Source organism: Paenarthrobacter nitroguajacolicus, assembly GCF_031455195.1.
In the GTDB taxonomy this organism is placed as follows: Bacteria; Actinomycetota; Actinomycetes; order Actinomycetales; family Micrococcaceae; genus Arthrobacter; species Arthrobacter nitroguajacolicus_D.
In genome coordinates, this window is record NZ_JAVDSH010000001.1 from 512621 (window position 1) to 527839 (window position 15219).

A 15219-nucleotide genomic window follows, 5' to 3' on the forward strand; every position below is an offset into this window, starting at 1 on the left:
GCTTGACGAAGAAAGTCGGAGCTGAGGTGTGCACGCAATGGTGTTCGAGCGGGTCCCCTAGAGCATCTCTAGCCCGCGTTTGTTGCTGGGTGGAGGATGGGCGCGATCCAGGTCAGCCAAGTCGCGAGGAGTGAGCCGCACGTCGAGTGCCAGGTGACATTCCTGGACATGCTGCGGGCTGGAAGCTTTAGGAATTGCCAGGACGAGGGGCTGCCTGAGCACCCAGGTGAGGGCTATCTGCGCTGGACTGGTGCCATGTTCTGAAGCGATGCGGGCCAGCACAGGATCAGTCAGCATACGCCCCTGCTCCAGCGGCGAATACGCCATAACCGGGATACCCCTCCTGACGCAGTGCGGCAACAGGTCAAACTCGATGCCCCGGCGGGTCAGGTTGTACAGCACCTGGTTGGTCGCAACGTCCTGGCCGCCGGGCGAGCCCGCAAGTTCTTCCATGTCCGCCACATCGAGGTTGCTGACGCCCCAGTAACGGATTTTTCCGGCCCGCTGCAGATGTTCGAAGGCTTCGAGTGTTTCGGCCAAGGGAACTCCGCCCCTCCAATGCAGCAGATAGAGGTCGATGGTGTCCGTTCCCAAGCGGCGGAGACTACCCTCGCAAGCGGTGATGGTTCCGCGCAAAGTGGCGTGATGCGGCAGGACCTTAGTGACCAGGAACGCTTCATCCCGCCGTGTTGCCAGCGCCCTTCCGACGAGTTCCTCGGCCGCACCGTTGCCATACATCTCCGCGGTATCCACTACGGACATTCCCAAGTCCAGGGCCGTATGGATCGCCGCTGTCTCTCGGCCGGCGCTGCCGGGGCGCTCCCCCATGCCCCACGTTCCGATCCCGAGCACCGGGACAGCCTCACCGGACGGAAGAGCTATTCCGCGCATCGTAACTCCCGTCAGAAAAAACCCGTTCCTGTTGCCGGGATGCATCCCGGACGACGTTTCTCCTCGGCACCATGACGGAACGCGTCGTGATTCTTCAATCTACTCCGCCGGATAAGGTCACGATAGGAAGTATCTGCGCCCTACTCCTCACGGTCGATCTCCAAATAGCTAAGCCCGCTCAGATCCAACCAATATCGGGTAGGCGTCTGTACCAACCGCAGCAGGACGCCCTGGCAATCACGGCACCGCACCACTATTCCCGGCGCGTCGGTAAAGACCATGGCCGCCCCAAAGGCGCGTACTGCTCCGCAGTGCCTGCAGCGCCCGAGCGCGGCGATGATGTCGATCCGGAAGATTTCAGACAGGGCGCCCGCCGCTGCGTTCCCGTCTACAGACGGAATGGGCTCGTGGGGTCCTGCGTCAATGTCCTGATCCTCGGGTTCTGGGTAAGCAAAGTTGTCGGCGCTGCTCACTGGATGCCTCCCGTCCCGCCAAACCGTTCGGTCCGTATCGACTCCGCCGAATAGCCAGCCATCACGAGCCAATCCGCTACGGCCTCCACGAAAACCGTTTGGCCGCACACGAACACGTCGGGATTCTCCTCAGCAGGGAAGATCCTGGCCAAAAGGGTGTCGGCCGTGAGGCGGGCCGGCTTGGCCGGCCAGCCCTCCGGCGTCGAACGCGTATAAACATAGTCGACGGTCAGCTTGGCCGATTCGCGCTCCAACCGGCGTAACTCCTCCCGGTAGAGCAACGTGTGGGGAGACTTGAGGGAGTACAGCAACCGGAATGGGGACGCGTTGCCGGAAGCCTGATGGGCGCGGATCATGGACATCAGTGGCACCACGCCGGACCCTCCCCCGATCAGCTGTACAGGGTTCACCCTGCTGGGCCGCCAGACAAACCAGCCGCCTACGGGTCCGCGAATTTCCAATTGGTCCCCCACGGCCAGGTTGCGCACAAGATAGGGCGACACTTCGCCGTCGGGCAGTTCATCAACGGTAATTTCCAGATGCCCATCCATACCGGCAGACGCCACCGAGTAGGAGCGGATGGCGGTGTACCCGTCGTCGGCGGTAAGTCGGATGTCGATGTGCTGGCCCGCCAGGTGCCCCATAAGGCCCTCCACCCGGAGCCGTATGGTCCGCGCTGTGTCGGTTTCGTCCGTACCGCCGACCACTTCCGCGACCTGCCACACGGAGCTCACTGCAGGCGCCTCACGAGTACCGCTCCTCTCGCCAAGGATTCCCGTGAAGGTGATAGCCGTTTGATTCCCAGAAGCCTGGAACGTCCTCCCCCGTCAGTTCCAAGCCGTGAATCCACTTGGCGCTTTTCCAGAAATACAGGTGAGGCACCAGCAGCCGCGCTGGCCCGCCGTGGGCCCGCGCAAGCGGTTCTCCACCGAATTCCGACACCACCCACGCCTTCCCGCCCAGGAGATCCCACAGCGGAATGTTCGTTGTATAGCCGCCGAAGGAGTGGGCCGTGGCGAAGTCACTGGTCGTTTCGACGCTTTCGAAGAACGTGTCCACCGGCACTCCTCGCCAGCTCGTTCCAAGCTTGGACCAACTGGTCACACAGTGAATGTCCTGGGTAATTTCCTCCTGCGGCAAAGCCATGAAGTCATCCCAGGACCAGGAATACCGCTGGCCTTCCCCCGTGGTGATGAAGAACTCCCATGTGTCTATGGGGATCAGCGGAGCGGGTCCCGCCGTCAGGACGGGGAAATCGTGTGTCTCATGCTGCCCGGGAGGCAGGGCGGTATTTTCCGACCGCCGTCCACGGAATCCGGACGAAATGATACCCATGATGCACCTCCGCAGTGGAGCTCCACCCGGCCAAAGGCCGTTGATTCCCCCACCATAGGGCAACCTTCAGCCGGGGTCCAGAGAGCGACGGGACTCAGCCAGTGTGCTCGCGGAATCCCGGTGGTGCCTCAGTTAGGGATGCTCGCGAAAGTGCTGGCCGTGTCCGTGACGAGCTGGTCGCGGGCGAACGCTCGGCCGCAGCTGACGGCGGCGGCGAAGTGCCGCGGGGTGCCGCGGGGTGCCGCGGAAGATACGAAGGGCCGAAGGAAATAGTCTTGCTGAACGAGCTGTGGACCTTGGTAAATCTCCGGAAGAACTACCTGCTGCCCACAAAAAAGCCACGGGGCGGAACAAGCGCCCCTCCGGCCGGAACCGGCGCGTTTATGACCGGCCCGCACCGCCTATCTCCGACTGGGCTTAGGCTGCCTTGGAAAGCGTTACGTAGCTGCCGCCGTCAGGGCCGTCGGGAGCGCCGGGTACCGTGACATAGCTGCCACGAGTAACCGGAGACACTTTTCGGTTGCCGGGGACGGTGACGTAGGTACCTTCACCACGCGTCCGAGAGCTGGCTGTGGAAAGCGTTACGTAGCTGCCGCCGATCAGGGCGGTGCCGAGGACGGTGACGGCCGCAGCTGTGTCAGCGGCGGGTGTTGCGGTTGCGGGGCGTTCAGTCATTAAAGTAATGGGTTCTCCTTGGGGTTCAGGATCATGGTCAGTTGGGGATTCCAGTACCGCTCAAGCGGAAGGGTGTTTGCGGTTTTGTTGCGCGCCCTGCCGGCCCGGGAATGCCCACCGGTGCGGTACTCAAGGGCTGCTCTGGCCTATACCGAGTTTATCTTCTTATTTTGAATAGCTCACAATAACGTGGGGAGACTCACGCGCAGGAGCGGATTTTCAAAAATATGTAGACCGGTCTATTATGTTTTTATGGCATCCAAAGGAAATCTGACAAAGGTGCGGCTCACCGAGTCCATGCTCCAACTCATCCAGACCAGCGGCTACAGCGGCACGGGCCTGAATGCTGTGATCGAACATGCCGCAGCACCCAAAGGGTCCATCTACTTCCACTTCCCCGATGGGAAGGAGGGCCTGGGTGTCGCAGCAGTCGAACTCGCCGCGAAGCAGTTCGAGACGCTCATTGCAGAGACCGCAGTTTCTGCGGGCGGTGCGGCGGAGGCCGCCCGCGCCGCTATCGAGGCCTTGGCGATCATCGTCAGCGAGAGCAACTTCAGGCTGGGTTGCCCGGTCTCCGTCGTCACCCTGGAGATGGGCGCGGAGAGCGAGCGACTGCGGCAGGCGTGCGCCACCGCCTTCGAGTCATGGATCACCCCAACGGCCGCGTTGCTCGAGGCAAACGGTCTACGCGCCGCGGAGGCCCGGTCCCTGGCAACGGTCATTGTGTCGACAATCGAGGGTGCGGTGATCGTCTCCCGCGCCATGCAGGACACCCAACCCTTGGCTTCGGCAGCTGACATTGTGGCAGAGCTCATTAACCAGCGTCTCGAGAGCGCTGGGAGGACACGATGACAGCACATGAAGGCCCCCGCCACGCCTTGGTCTTCGGTGCCTCGGGGATGGTCGGCAGGCACCTCGTCCTGGCCCTTGCCCAAGCTGGCGCGAACGTCACGGCGGCAGTTCGGACTATCGAGTCCGGAGAGCGTGTTAAGCAATGGCTGAGGCAGCATGGCCTAACACGGAGCATCAGCATGACGATCGTCGATTTCGATGCTCCGGAAATCGTCGCGGGCGGCCCTGCGGCGTTCCCGTACATCACCGAGATCCACAACTGCGCCGGGTCCTACCGCTTCGGAATGACCGCCCAGGAAGCACGCAGCGCAAACGTCGGCATCGTCGAGAAGCTGATGGACTTCGCCGAGGACCTCCCTAAACTGCAGCGGGTGGTCCACGTGTCCGGATACCGCGTCGGCGGACAGGACCCAACCACCGTTCCGTGGTCAGAAGACCACCGCACGGCTGCCTACAAAGAACTTGGCGCCTACGAAGCCTCAAAGGTGGAATCCGACGCCATCTTCCAGGCCCAGGCCTTGGAGCTCGGGATCCCCTGGACCATTGTCAATCCATCCAGTGTGATCGGCGACAGCGTCACCGGAGAGTCCGATCAGCTCATCGGGCTGGCCAGTACTATCGAGCAGCTCTGGGACGGCACCGTATCCGCGCTGCCGGGAAACGAAACGACGTTCCTCCCGGTCGTTACGGTCGACTACTTGGCGGCCTTCATGGCTGCAGCAGCCGTCGATCCCACCGCTGCGGGCAAGGCCTATTGGATTCTCGACGACGCCACCCCGCCGCTGGCAGACCTGCTCACTCACGTCGGCCGGCACCTCGGTGCGAAGGTCCCGCGCCTAAGAATGCCTGTTGCTGTGATCAAGCGGCTCCCTCAGCGGATCACCAAAGCAGATCCCGAGACACTCACCTTCATGTCCGCCGACCGCTACCCGACCCAATCCGCCGTCGAGTTTGCCGACAACCACGGGATCCTGATGCCGGACGTGCTGGTGTCCCTCAAACGGTGGGCCGATTACCTGGCCGCGCATCGGTTTGGTGCCGGCAATGCGGATGGCCGTCGATTCGTCGACGCCGGAGGCCTAAGGACATTCGAGCTCGGCCTGCCCGGATCAAACCGGGTGATCCTGCCCGGCTTGCCAGTCAACGCAGACACATGGGCCGAAGTGGCCTCGGGCATCGGAGCGCGCGCCGTCGATCTCCCAGGACTCGGTCTCAGCGGCGGAACGGGCGTCCAGGACTGGGAACAGTGGCTGCCCGCCATCCTCGGTGGGGAACCTGCTGACCTCATCGGTCATTCCATTGGTGCGGCTGCGGCAGTAGTCGCGGCTGACCGATTCCCGGAGCGGGTAAAGTCCCTCACCTTGATCGCACCGTTCTTCCTCCAAGCGCGAATGGGTGCCTCGGCCAGGCTGCAGCCGCTCGTACGTACATATCTACGTCACACCAGCCCGTTGCGACTGTCGCGCCAACTGACCGGTACGGATGCGAACTCGGACGCCCTCAAGTCCAGCGTGGCGGACCTCAAGCGAAGCTGCGCCAAGGGGGTGGCCGCGCATCTCGCCCTCGCGGGATCGAAGCAGTGGCGTGCCGAACTCCGGGAATCACTTGCGCGATTCAGCGGGCCGGTCCGCATCATCACGGGAAGCGACGACCCAATCGCTCCGGGCACAGTTGGGCAGCTGGAGTCACATCCCAACGTTGAACTCATTTCGGTGCCGGGCGCCGGGCACCATCCGCAACTGACCCATGGCGATACTCTCGTGGACCTGCTCAAAGGACCTCTTGCGCGACGGCAAGCCCAGAGTTCCAGCGCACACACTGATACGCGCATCCACGGCCCTGGCGTCACGGCAGGCCGGTCCACCAACCATGCAAGCGCTACCGGCCGGCGTTGAAGCCATGGTTATCACGAGTACCGGAGACTGCCGATGGTGCCAAGGCCTAAGGCGCTGAAGGAGGATATCGGGTTGGACCAGTCCGTGCCGACGCCCCCAGACCCAGGAACCGGCCCTCGTGGTGGTCAGGGTGGCCATCGGCGCACCCGAGGCGGCGCTCGCGCCCAGCGCCGGACCTGCCGTGGTGTCCGCCCCGCGGAAGGCCACCACTGTCATGGCGGCCTGCCAACTGCCCGAGGCATGTGTAGCGGTCACGGTCGCATTCGACAGCGGGCCCGGGGCGATGGCTTGCCAGATCTCGGCCGTGCCTGGTTACGTGTTGGCCGCGGCCCAGTGAAGTTCCGTTGGCTTGAGCATGGCCTACTGGGTCTGCGCTTTGGCACCTACATTGGACTTCTGTTCGTTGCTCTCTCCCCTGGCGTCGCTGCGGCATTTATCGCGGTTCAAGTGGCCGTTTTCGGGTTGTACATGGGCGGCACCTTTGCGCCAAACCACAAAGGGATGCCCATTCTTCCCGAAAACAGTCGTGCCGACTTCCTGAGCCGGCAGGTGCTCACGTCCCGCAATATCACGGGAGGCAGGTTCGTGACATTCTTCATGGGTGGGCTCAACTACCAGATCGAACACCATCTGTTTCCCGACATGCCCCGCCGCCATCTCGGCGAGGCAAGTCAGCTTGTGAAAGCACACTGCGTTCTCATGGGGATCCCATACACCGAAACTGGGCTTATGCACTCCTACGGAATCGTCATCCGCTACCTCAACACGGTAGGTCTCGCGGCTGCTGACCCCTTCACCTGCCCCCTCGCCGGGGAGCACCGGCGCTAAAGGGAGCGACTCGGAGCCTTCCAAAGACTTGTCATCCACGCAAAGATCGCGCTCGTCGGTCCCATTCCCATGGTCCAGCGGTGTCCTTGGTCCCTGCGCTGGTGTTGTTGCCCCATACCCCGCCTCATTCTCACGCTTCGACCAGCTTGATCACCTCCGACTCCCGTTCAAGGTCTTGGGACCAGTAGACCGGATCTTTGACCATCAACAGATATTGGGGCAGGAGCTCTCCGAAGAGGTCCGCCAGCAAGGTCGCATCGTTCTCCACCATTTGGCGGACGACGTCGACGTCCAGGGGCACACCCAGCAACTGTTCTGCTGGCACGAGGACCTCGTGGGTGGTGTCTTGGTAGTGAAACCGGAAGGAGTACTCAACGGCGATGTGCATGGACCAACATTCCTTTCAATTCCCAGCAGACGTTCGTGGTGCGATGGTGTCGGAGTGATCATCTATAGAAGGTTTCACTGTCACGCCGCGCAGTTTTCCGGGGATGCTGAAACGGGACGCCCGTCGGCTGATATGATGGGTTGCCCGGCGCCGAGGAATAGGCATTGTGGTAGCGGGTGCCTGTTGCTTGGCGCGGGAGAAGAACCACCGTTTGGCGAACTCCACCATGGTCAGGTAGACGATCACCATGCCGAGAAGGGCAAGAAAGAAGGGTGCCGGCAATGGATCAAAGCCGAGCCATGGTCCGATCGGTGACAGAGGCAAAGCGACTCCTACGGCGACGACGCCCAGCGATGCGGAGGTCAGCCCCACCGAGGGCCTGCTGCGGAGGAAGGGCACTTTGCGGGTACGAATGGCGAAAATAATCAGGGTTTGTGTAGCGATTGATTCGATGAACCATCCAGCGCGGAACTCCCCGGGCAGAGCGTTGAACACCATGAGCATCAGCGCGAAGGTTGCGAAGTCAAAGACTGAGCTGATGGGGCCGAAGAGAAGCATGAAGCGTCGAATGAAGGCAATGTTCCAGTGCGCCGGTGCACGCAGTTGTTCCTTGTCAACCCTGTCGGTGGGGATCGCCAGCTGGCCGGCATCGTAAAGCAGGTTATTGAGCAGGATCTGGCTTGGCAGCATGGGCACGAAGTTCAACACAGCCGAGGCGGTCGCCGCGCTGAACATGTTCCCGAAATTGCTCGATGTTCCCATCAGGACGTACTTGATGGTGTTCGCGAAGATGCGCCTCCCCTCCGCGACACCCGCGGCGAGGACTCCAAGGTCCTTATCGAGCAGGATGACATCGGCTGCGTCCTTGGCGACGTCGGTGGCCGAATCCACTGAGATGCCGATGTCGGCCTTGTGCAGGGCCAAGGCGTCGTTGACCCCGTCTCCCAAGAACCCTACGGAGCCGCCACTCTTGCGCAGGGCAGTGATAATTCGTGCTTTATGTTCCGGGGACACGCGGGCAAAAATGGAAGCGGACCGTGCCGTGGAGGCCAGTTCATCATCGGACATCCCATCGATCTCGGCGCCGTTGAGGGTGCCACCGGAAATAATTCCAATATCGGCGCAGACTTTCTCGGCGACCTTGGCGTTGTCGCCGGTGGCAATCTTCACTGTGATCTGTAACGACTGAAGCTGGTCAAGTGACGCCTTGACGTTCGCTTTGGGCCGATCCAGAAAGATCAGGAAACCCGCCAGGGTGAAATCGTGTTCATCCGCTTCTGTAATTTGTCGCAGTCCAGGGACGTCACGGCAGGCAACCGCCACAACCCGGGAGCCTGCGTCAAACTGCTCATTGAGCAACTCCAGTGCGGCCTTGGTCGTTGGACGGCACAGGGCCAGGACGTCTTCCGGGGCGCCCTTGGTGATCAGCTGTTCCCCATGTTCGGGTTCGTGGACCAGCACGGTGGTACGGCGCCGTTCGTGATCAAAGCTGATGAGATCCAAACGTGTAAATCGTTCAGGGGTAAGCCGGTCTGCCGGAGTGCTGGCCCAGAGGGCAGTGTCCAACGGGTTTTGTCCGGCGATAGAGTGTTTGGCCTCACTGTAGTCCGCCTCTGTCGCCAGCAGTCCCATGGTGAGTACTTGATCTTGGGTTACATCCGGGGCTACCAGCAACGGTCCGGTGTAACTGATCGTTCCTTCGGTCAGGGTTCCGGTCTTATCGGTGACCAGGATGTCCATGTCGCCCAGGTCCTCGATGCAGACCAACCGTTTGACGAGTACTTTCTGCTTGGCCAGAAGGCGTGTCCCGGCAGCCAGGCTGGTACTGACGACAGCGGGGAGAAGCTGAGGCGTAATGCCGACAGCGATGGCCAGGGAAAAGAGCAGGGATTCAATGATGGGCCGTCGAAGCAGGACGTTGATGATGAAGATCAGCGTGGTCAGGCCGATGGCAACTTGCAGCAAGAGGAACGAGAAACGTCGAAGGCCGAGCTGGAACTCAGTCTGCGGTTGGCGCTCTCCCAAGCCCGCGGCGATCCGACCGAACTCTGTGCCGCTTCCAGTAGCCACGACCACCCCGGTTCCCCCGCCGGAATGAACCACGGTGCCCATGAACGCGCACGATATCCGATCGGCAAGCCCCACGCCACCGGGTACAGGAGAAGGATCTTTTGCCGTTGGCAGTGACTCCCCGGTAAGGATGCTCTCATCACAGAGGAGATTGTTGGTTTCCAGCAGTCGCAGGTCGGCAGGAATAATTGTCCCGAGCCCCAGCTGGACGAGGTCGCCAGGCACCACGGCTGTCACGTCTACGGCCAGGGTCCTGCCCTCCCGAAGTACCAGAGCCTGGTGGGTGATCTGTGAGTGCAGCGATTCCGAGGCGCGCTCGGCCCGGAATTCGTTACTGAATCCCAGACCCACGCTGACCAGAAGGATTGCCCCGATCACTATTGAGTTGGTTGCGTCCCCCAAAAACAACGACACCGACGCGGTGACGAATAACAAGATCAGAATGGGGCTGCCGAGCTGTCGCCCCAGCACACCCCAGGCATTGGCCTTGTGCGACAGAACCGCATTCGGTCCCACAATGGCCAACCGGGCCGCCGATTCCTGATCCGACAAGCCAGCCGGGCCGGAAGCCAACCGGCTCAGGACCTGACCGGCGTCCAGACTGGCGGCTGTCGCAGTGGATAGCTGGGGGAAGTTCCCCTCCCGACTTACTGTGGCGTCCACACCCAGTCCCGGATTTCGGGAAGGTCTTCAAAGTACTTGCGGATGTAGCGGGAGTGGGCGTCCAGTTGCGTCCGACAAAGCTCCAGCAGGTGCTCGGATCCTTCGAACTGACCACGGGCCCGGCGGAGGGCTTCCATCACCAGGTGGTACCGGCTGACTTTGTTCAGGACCACCATGTCGAACGGCGTGGTGGTTGTGCCTTGCTCGTTGTATCCCCGGACATGGAACCGCTCGGGATGCGGCCGACCATGCAGGAGCTGATGCAAGGCCCTCGCGTACCCATGCCAGGCCATCACCACGTCCGTATCGGAGGTGAAGAGTTCTTCAAATTTGCCACCGGAAAGCCCATGCGGATGCGTCTCCGGAGGCGGCAACACCATGGCATCCATGACATTGACTACCCGGACGGACATCTCAGGGACATACCGCCTGAGGAGCCAAGCGGCCGCCAACGTCTCCTGCGTGGGAACATCGCCAGCACATCCCAGGACGATGTCCGGGCCCTTGCCGCCCGAGGTCCCGGAAGTTTCATGTCCAGCCCAATCCCAGATCGATGCGCCAACGGCTGCATGTTCCCGCGCCTCTTCGAGGGTCAGATACTGAGGATGTTCCTGCTTATCGATCACCACCAGATTCACATAGTCCTTGCTTTGGAGCATGTGCTCGGCAGTGACCAGCAGCGTGTTCGCATCGGGAGGGAAGTAGACGCGGATGACGGTGCTGGACAGAGACAGAACCGTGTCGATAAGGCCAGGGCCTTGATGGCTGAAACCGTTGTGATCGTTCCGCCAACACGTAGAGGTCAGCAGGATGTTCAGGCTTGGCACGGGTTGCCGCCACTCCAGGTCCCTTGCATGTTGGAGCCATTTGGCGTGCTGGATTGTCATGGAAGCGCTCACCATCGCGAAGGCTTCATAGCTGGCGAACAGACCGTGCCGGCCCGTCAGCACATATCCTTCCAGCCAGCCTTGGCATAAGTGTTCGGACAGGACCTCCATCACGCGTCCGTTGGCGGAAACATGATCGTCAGCGAGTGCCGCTTCCCTTGTAGCGGCTGGTTCGAGGAGGCATCTATCGGTTGCTTCGAAGACGGCGCCGAGCCTGTTGCTGTTGGTTTCGTCGGGGCAGAACAGGCGGAACCTTGGGTCTCTGGCGGTATCGATGTAGATATCCCGCAGCATCTCCCCCAGCGGTTTGGTGCTCTCGTGCATCACACCGCCGCGGGGAACAGTTTTGATGGCGTACCGGCCAAGATCGGGGATGGCGAGGTTTCGGCTTCCCTTCCCGCGGCTGGCAGGAAGCGCGCCCATGCGTAGATCGCCTGTGGGGGCGAGGTGGGCGAGTTCGGCGAGAAGGCACCCGTCGGCGTCGAAAAGTTCTTCCGGGTGGTACGAGCGCATCCACGCTTCAAGTTGCTGCAGGTGCCCGGGGTTCTCCCGGACCCCGGCCAGCGGGACTTGGTGGGAACGGTGGGTTCCCTCTACGGGCTTTCCGTCCACTGTCACCGGTCCGGTCCATCCTTTGGGGGTGCGCAGGATGATGGCGGGCCATCGTGAGGGCCCGGTGACTCCTTCTGTGCGGGCGTGGGACTGGATGGCGCGGATGGATGCGTAGGCCGAGTCCAACGCTGAGGCCAGGGCGGGGTGGACGACGGCGGGGTCGTCGCCGGCGACGATGACGGGATCCCAGCCGTGCGCTTGCAGCAGCGACGCTACATCCTTGTTCGTACGTCTGCCCAGGACGGTGGGGCCTGAGATCTTGTGACCGTTGAGGTGGAGGATTGGAAGGACCGCCCCGTCCCTGAGCGGGTTAATGAACGAGGGCGCTTTCCAAGAGCCTTCGAGTGGACCTGTTTCTGCCTCTCCATCACCGATGACACAGGCAACGATCAGGTCCGGGTTGTCCATGGCCGCACCGGTGGCGTGCATCAGGGAATATCCCAGTTCTCCGCCTTCGTGGATGGAGCCAGGAGTGGCCGGGCCGACGTGGCTGGCGACGCCTCCCGGCGTCGAAAACTGCCGAACGAGTCTTCGAAGCCCTTCCAGGTTTTTGCCAACGGCCGGATAAACCTCCGAGTAGCAGCCCTCCAGATAGGTATTGGCGACGACGGCGGGACCTCCATGGCCGGGACCGGCCACGAACAGAACCTCCGCGCTCGTGCGACGAATGAGGCGGTTGAGGTGCGCATAGATGAGGGACAACCCGGGGCTTGTGCCCCAGTGACCTAAGAGCCTGGGTTTGATGTGTTGTGCTTGCAGCGGTTCCCGGAGCAGGGGGTTTTCCTGCAGGTAGATTTGGGCGACGGTCAGGTAGTTGGCCGCGGACCAGTATCGGTGCAAGAGGTCAAAGTTCTCTTGTTCAGGCTTACGGTCGGTATAGGTGGCGTTCTTGTCCAGATTCATGTCGCGCTCAAACCTTCCTTACTGCCGTGGCGAGCAACGCCGCCGTCGATTCTGCAATGGCACGTTCTTCGTCGCTGGGTACTACAAGCACCGGAAATGCGGATTCCGTGGTGCTGATTGTGCGGATGCGGGCCTGGTCGGCCGTGTTCAGGCCCTGGTCAAGTGCAAGGCCCAGCGGCGCCAACCAGCCCACCACCTTGGCCCTGAATATGTGGGAGTTCTCGCCCACACCACCTGTGAACACCAGGGCGCCAGGTTGGTCAACCACCATGGAGTAGGCCGCTATGTACTTGGCGAGACGGTAGGCGGCCATGTCCAGGGCAAGCCGGGCCTGGGGTTCGCCGCGGCCCGCAGCTCTTTCAACCGTCCGCATGTCGGCGGATCCTGCAACGGCCAGCAACCCCGATTGGTGGTTCAGGAGGTGGTCGACTTCGTCCGCAGTTGCCCCTTCTTGCTGTAGCAACAGGACCACGGACGGATCCAGATCTCCGGAGCGCGTGCCCATGACGAGCCCTTCCAAGGGGGTCATGCCCATGGAGGTATCCACACTAAGCCCGTTCTTGACGGCTGTGACGGACGCGCCGTTGCCAACGTGGGCCACTATCGCATTCAGAGACGCCACGTCGAGGAACTCCGCTGTGTCACGGCAGGCCATCTCCACCGAGATTCCGTGGAAACCGTAGCGCCGAACCGGATGGGCCTGGTATGCGTCCTCTGGAATAGCGTAGCGGGCAGCAAACTCGGGAATAGACCGATGGAACGCTGTGTCAAAGACGGCCACCTGTGGGAGGTCGGGCCACCGTCTCCCTGCCGCGTCCATGCAGGCAATACTGGCCGGGTTGTGGAGTGGCGCCAAGGGACTGAGGTCTTCAATGGCGGATATGACGTCCGCCGTGACACGTACCGGGGTGTTGAACCGCAGGCCGCCGTGGACTACGCGGTGTCCAATCGCCGCGGGCCCCGAAGATCCGAGGCCCTTAATGGTGGCATCCAGTTCGTCAAAAGCAGCGTGCAGGCCGTCTTGGCTGGAACGCTCATCGGCTGGCCAGTCCACTTGTCCGGACATCAGCAGGCCGGCAGCGGCATCGGGAGCTGAGGTGTCCCGCAAGTGGTATTTCAGCGAGGAGGAGCCAGGGTTCAGCACAAGGACGCGCATGTTCTTCCCACCTCACCACCACCGCAACGGAACCTGGCTCTCCCTGTGGACCCTAACGCACTGAGCCTTTCATTGGGAGGGTCTTCCGGCCCTTGCGGCTGCCGCCCAGCCAACCGATAGTTGAGACCATCACCGTTGGCAATCCGAAAGGAACGTCGGTTCGTGAAGAAACAGATCCTGGTCGCCCTGGACGGTTTCCGAGCAAGCGGGCATGTGGCCGACTGGGCTGCTGCACGCGCGGATTCTCTCGGTGTGGGTTTGGCCTTGGTCCACGTCGTTCCCAAGGAATGGGCATATCCCCGGCAGAGCGACCATCAGATGGCCTTGCTGCGTGCCGAAGACTTACTTGGCAGTGAAACGTCACGGCTGGAAGAAGCCTTCCCCGGGTTGGCTGTCACCCAACATCGGTTGTCAGGTGAACCCGCCGAAACGATCGCCCTGCTGTCCAGCGACTATGAATTAGTGGTGGTAGGAACGGACTGCGGGCCGGGGACGGAAGGGCAAGGGTACGGCTCGGTGAGCTTCCAAGTGGCCGTCACCAGCACCGGCAATGTGGCTGTTATCCCCGCGGCCCGGCCTTCGGTTCGCGAAGGGGTGGTAGTTGGCGTCGACGGCTCGGCTGAGTCACTCAATGCGATGGATTACGGAGCGGGGGAAGCCCTGCGTTTGGGTGAGGATTTGATCCTCATCCACGCCTCCGGCCCCAACGCTCAGCTTGCAGGGGACGCAGATGTCCTCGACGTGGCCCTCCAGCGTGTCAACCGGCAATACCCGGGCGTTACGGCCAAGGCCCGGCTGGACCCTGCCCATGGCCCCGGCGAGGCCCTTGTAGATGCGGCCAGGGACGCACAGCTTTTGGTCATTGGGTGCAAGGGTCGCGGAGGACTGCGGGTGCTGCTTGGTTCCGTGGCCCAGCATGTGCTGTTGCACGTGCAGTGCCCCACGATCCTGACCCGCGCCGGGGAAAAGGGAGCTCGCGGCAGCTAGCGAGTTTCGTCGTCGTGCCCGTCAGAAGCGGAGGGATCCATGGGCGGCCACCATTTCGCCGGTGGTGTGATGACGAAACGACGCCCACTGATCTCACGGGGCGTGATCCTTACCAAGATGTCTTTGGCTCCTGGTTGCCACGGGGAAAGACCGGCTTCAACGGCCTCTTGGATGTCTTCGGGCTGGGTGACAAACTCGGGGCTCCCTTTAAGGATGACGCTCCAGGCGACGGTTCCATACCGATTGAACCCATCGGCTTCCAGAACTACCACCGCTCCTTCACGCAATGCATCGTGTTTCGTCCCCGGTCCCGTCCTGAAAAGAAGCGTTCCGTAATTGGGCACATAGTTCACTGGAAAGATCTCGGGCTCTTCGCCATTGATGAGAGCGAGCCGGCCAATGGACACCGATTGAAGGTACTTCCAGCAGTCGTGGACACTGAGCTCTTTGGTGTCTGAATCCATCGATGTGTTCTCCATGGGGCGAGCCTAACCCCTCCGTCCCCACGCTCATAGGGCAGAAGGTCCCCCACCTACCGTGCCCTTCGGCCCTAGACGACCCCGGCCACTTGGTGCAGCCTGTCATGGAACGCGCGTCCGAGCCC

At 61.9% G+C, this 15219-nt stretch carries 15 protein-coding genes; 5 read left to right on the plus strand and 10 right to left on the minus strand.

What is annotated here, in order from left to right; translation table 11 throughout:
* Positions 1 to 57: 57 nt before the first annotated feature.
* From J2Y68_RS02415 to J2Y68_RS02435, 5 genes are all read right to left on the minus strand, one after another.
* Entirely contained in the window at positions 58 to 891 is an 834-nt protein-coding gene (locus J2Y68_RS02415) for an aldo/keto reductase (protein ID WP_309989215.1), read from the minus strand.
* A gap of 140 nt (positions 892 to 1031) precedes the next feature.
* Positions 1032 to 1364, minus strand: coding sequence for a DUF6510 family protein (locus tag J2Y68_RS02420; protein WP_309989218.1), 333 nt, complete (start codon positions 1362 to 1364; stop codon positions 1032 to 1034).
* The gene (locus J2Y68_RS02425) at positions 1361 to 2098 is read right to left on the minus strand and encodes an FAD-binding oxidoreductase (RefSeq protein WP_309989221.1); all 738 of its coding nucleotides are present in this window, start codon (positions 2096 to 2098) and stop codon (positions 1361 to 1363) included. Before J2Y68_RS02425 ends, J2Y68_RS02420 begins: the two co-directional genes overlap by 4 nt.
* Positions 2099 to 2108: 10 nt before the next feature.
* Complete coding sequence (locus J2Y68_RS02430; protein ID WP_309989224.1) at positions 2109 to 2699, minus strand: molybdopterin-dependent oxidoreductase; 591 nt, start codon at positions 2697 to 2699, stop codon at positions 2109 to 2111.
* Positions 2700 to 3116: 417 nt separating this feature from the next.
* Positions 3117 to 3374, minus strand: coding sequence for a hypothetical protein (locus tag J2Y68_RS02435; protein ID WP_309989226.1), 258 nt, complete (start codon positions 3372 to 3374; stop codon positions 3117 to 3119).
* 252 nt (positions 3375 to 3626) lie between these two features.
* On the opposite strand from J2Y68_RS02435, the gene J2Y68_RS02440 reads away from it, so the two are divergent.
* The 4 genes from J2Y68_RS02440 to J2Y68_RS02455 all read left to right on the plus strand — a co-directional run bounded on the left by J2Y68_RS02440 (position 3627) and on the right by J2Y68_RS02455 (position 6949).
* The gene (locus tag J2Y68_RS02440; protein ID WP_309989230.1) at positions 3627 to 4226 is read left to right on the plus strand and encodes a TetR/AcrR family transcriptional regulator; all 600 of its coding nucleotides are present in this window, start codon (positions 3627 to 3629) and stop codon (positions 4224 to 4226) included.
* Entirely contained in the window at positions 4223 to 6121 is a 1899-nt protein-coding gene (locus J2Y68_RS02445; protein ID WP_309989232.1) for an alpha/beta fold hydrolase, read from the plus strand. The genes J2Y68_RS02440 and J2Y68_RS02445 overlap by 4 nt, the downstream gene beginning before the upstream one ends.
* A gap of 118 nt (positions 6122 to 6239) precedes the next feature.
* Positions 6240 to 6458, plus strand: coding sequence for a hypothetical protein (locus tag J2Y68_RS02450; protein WP_309989235.1), 219 nt, complete (start codon positions 6240 to 6242; stop codon positions 6456 to 6458).
* The gene (locus J2Y68_RS02455) at positions 6362 to 6949 is read left to right on the plus strand and encodes a fatty acid desaturase family protein (RefSeq protein WP_463675847.1); all 588 of its coding nucleotides are present in this window, start codon (positions 6362 to 6364) and stop codon (positions 6947 to 6949) included. The genes J2Y68_RS02450 and J2Y68_RS02455 overlap by 97 nt, the downstream gene beginning before the upstream one ends.
* A 130-nt stretch (positions 6950 to 7079) precedes the next feature.
* Here J2Y68_RS02455 and J2Y68_RS02460 read toward each other — a convergent pair whose 3' ends face one another.
* Genes J2Y68_RS02460 through J2Y68_RS02475 form a run of 4 tightly spaced genes read right to left on the minus strand, consistent with a single transcriptional unit; the run spans position 7080 to position 13628 of the window.
* Positions 7080 to 7337, minus strand: coding sequence for a hypothetical protein (locus J2Y68_RS02460; RefSeq protein WP_309989237.1), 258 nt, complete (start codon positions 7335 to 7337; stop codon positions 7080 to 7082).
* Positions 7338 to 7352: 15 nt separating this feature from the next.
* Positions 7353 to 10070, minus strand: coding sequence for a magnesium-translocating P-type ATPase (mgtA, locus tag J2Y68_RS02465; protein ID WP_309989240.1), 2718 nt, complete (start codon positions 10068 to 10070; stop codon positions 7353 to 7355).
* Positions 10055 to 12472, minus strand: a complete 2418-nt coding sequence (locus tag J2Y68_RS02470; protein ID WP_309989243.1) for a phosphoketolase family protein — start codon at positions 12470 to 12472, stop codon at positions 10055 to 10057. Before J2Y68_RS02470 ends, mgtA begins: the two co-directional genes overlap by 16 nt.
* A 7-nt stretch (positions 12473 to 12479) precedes the next feature.
* On the minus strand, positions 12480 to 13628 hold the full coding sequence (locus J2Y68_RS02475) for an acetate/propionate family kinase (protein ID WP_309989246.1): 1149 nt from the start codon (positions 13626 to 13628) through the stop codon (positions 12480 to 12482).
* Positions 13629 to 13790: 162 nt separating this feature from the next.
* On the opposite strand from J2Y68_RS02475, the gene J2Y68_RS02480 reads away from it, so the two are divergent.
* Positions 13791 to 14615, plus strand: a complete 825-nt coding sequence (locus J2Y68_RS02480; protein ID WP_309989248.1) for a universal stress protein — start codon at positions 13791 to 13793, stop codon at positions 14613 to 14615.
* Here the strand turns inward: J2Y68_RS02480 and J2Y68_RS02485 are convergent.
* Complete coding sequence (locus J2Y68_RS02485; protein WP_309989251.1) at positions 14612 to 15094, minus strand: pyridoxamine 5'-phosphate oxidase family protein; 483 nt, start codon at positions 15092 to 15094, stop codon at positions 14612 to 14614. The two genes, J2Y68_RS02480 and J2Y68_RS02485, sit on opposite strands and share 4 nt — an antisense overlap.
* Positions 15095 to 15219: the final 125 nt, after the last annotated feature.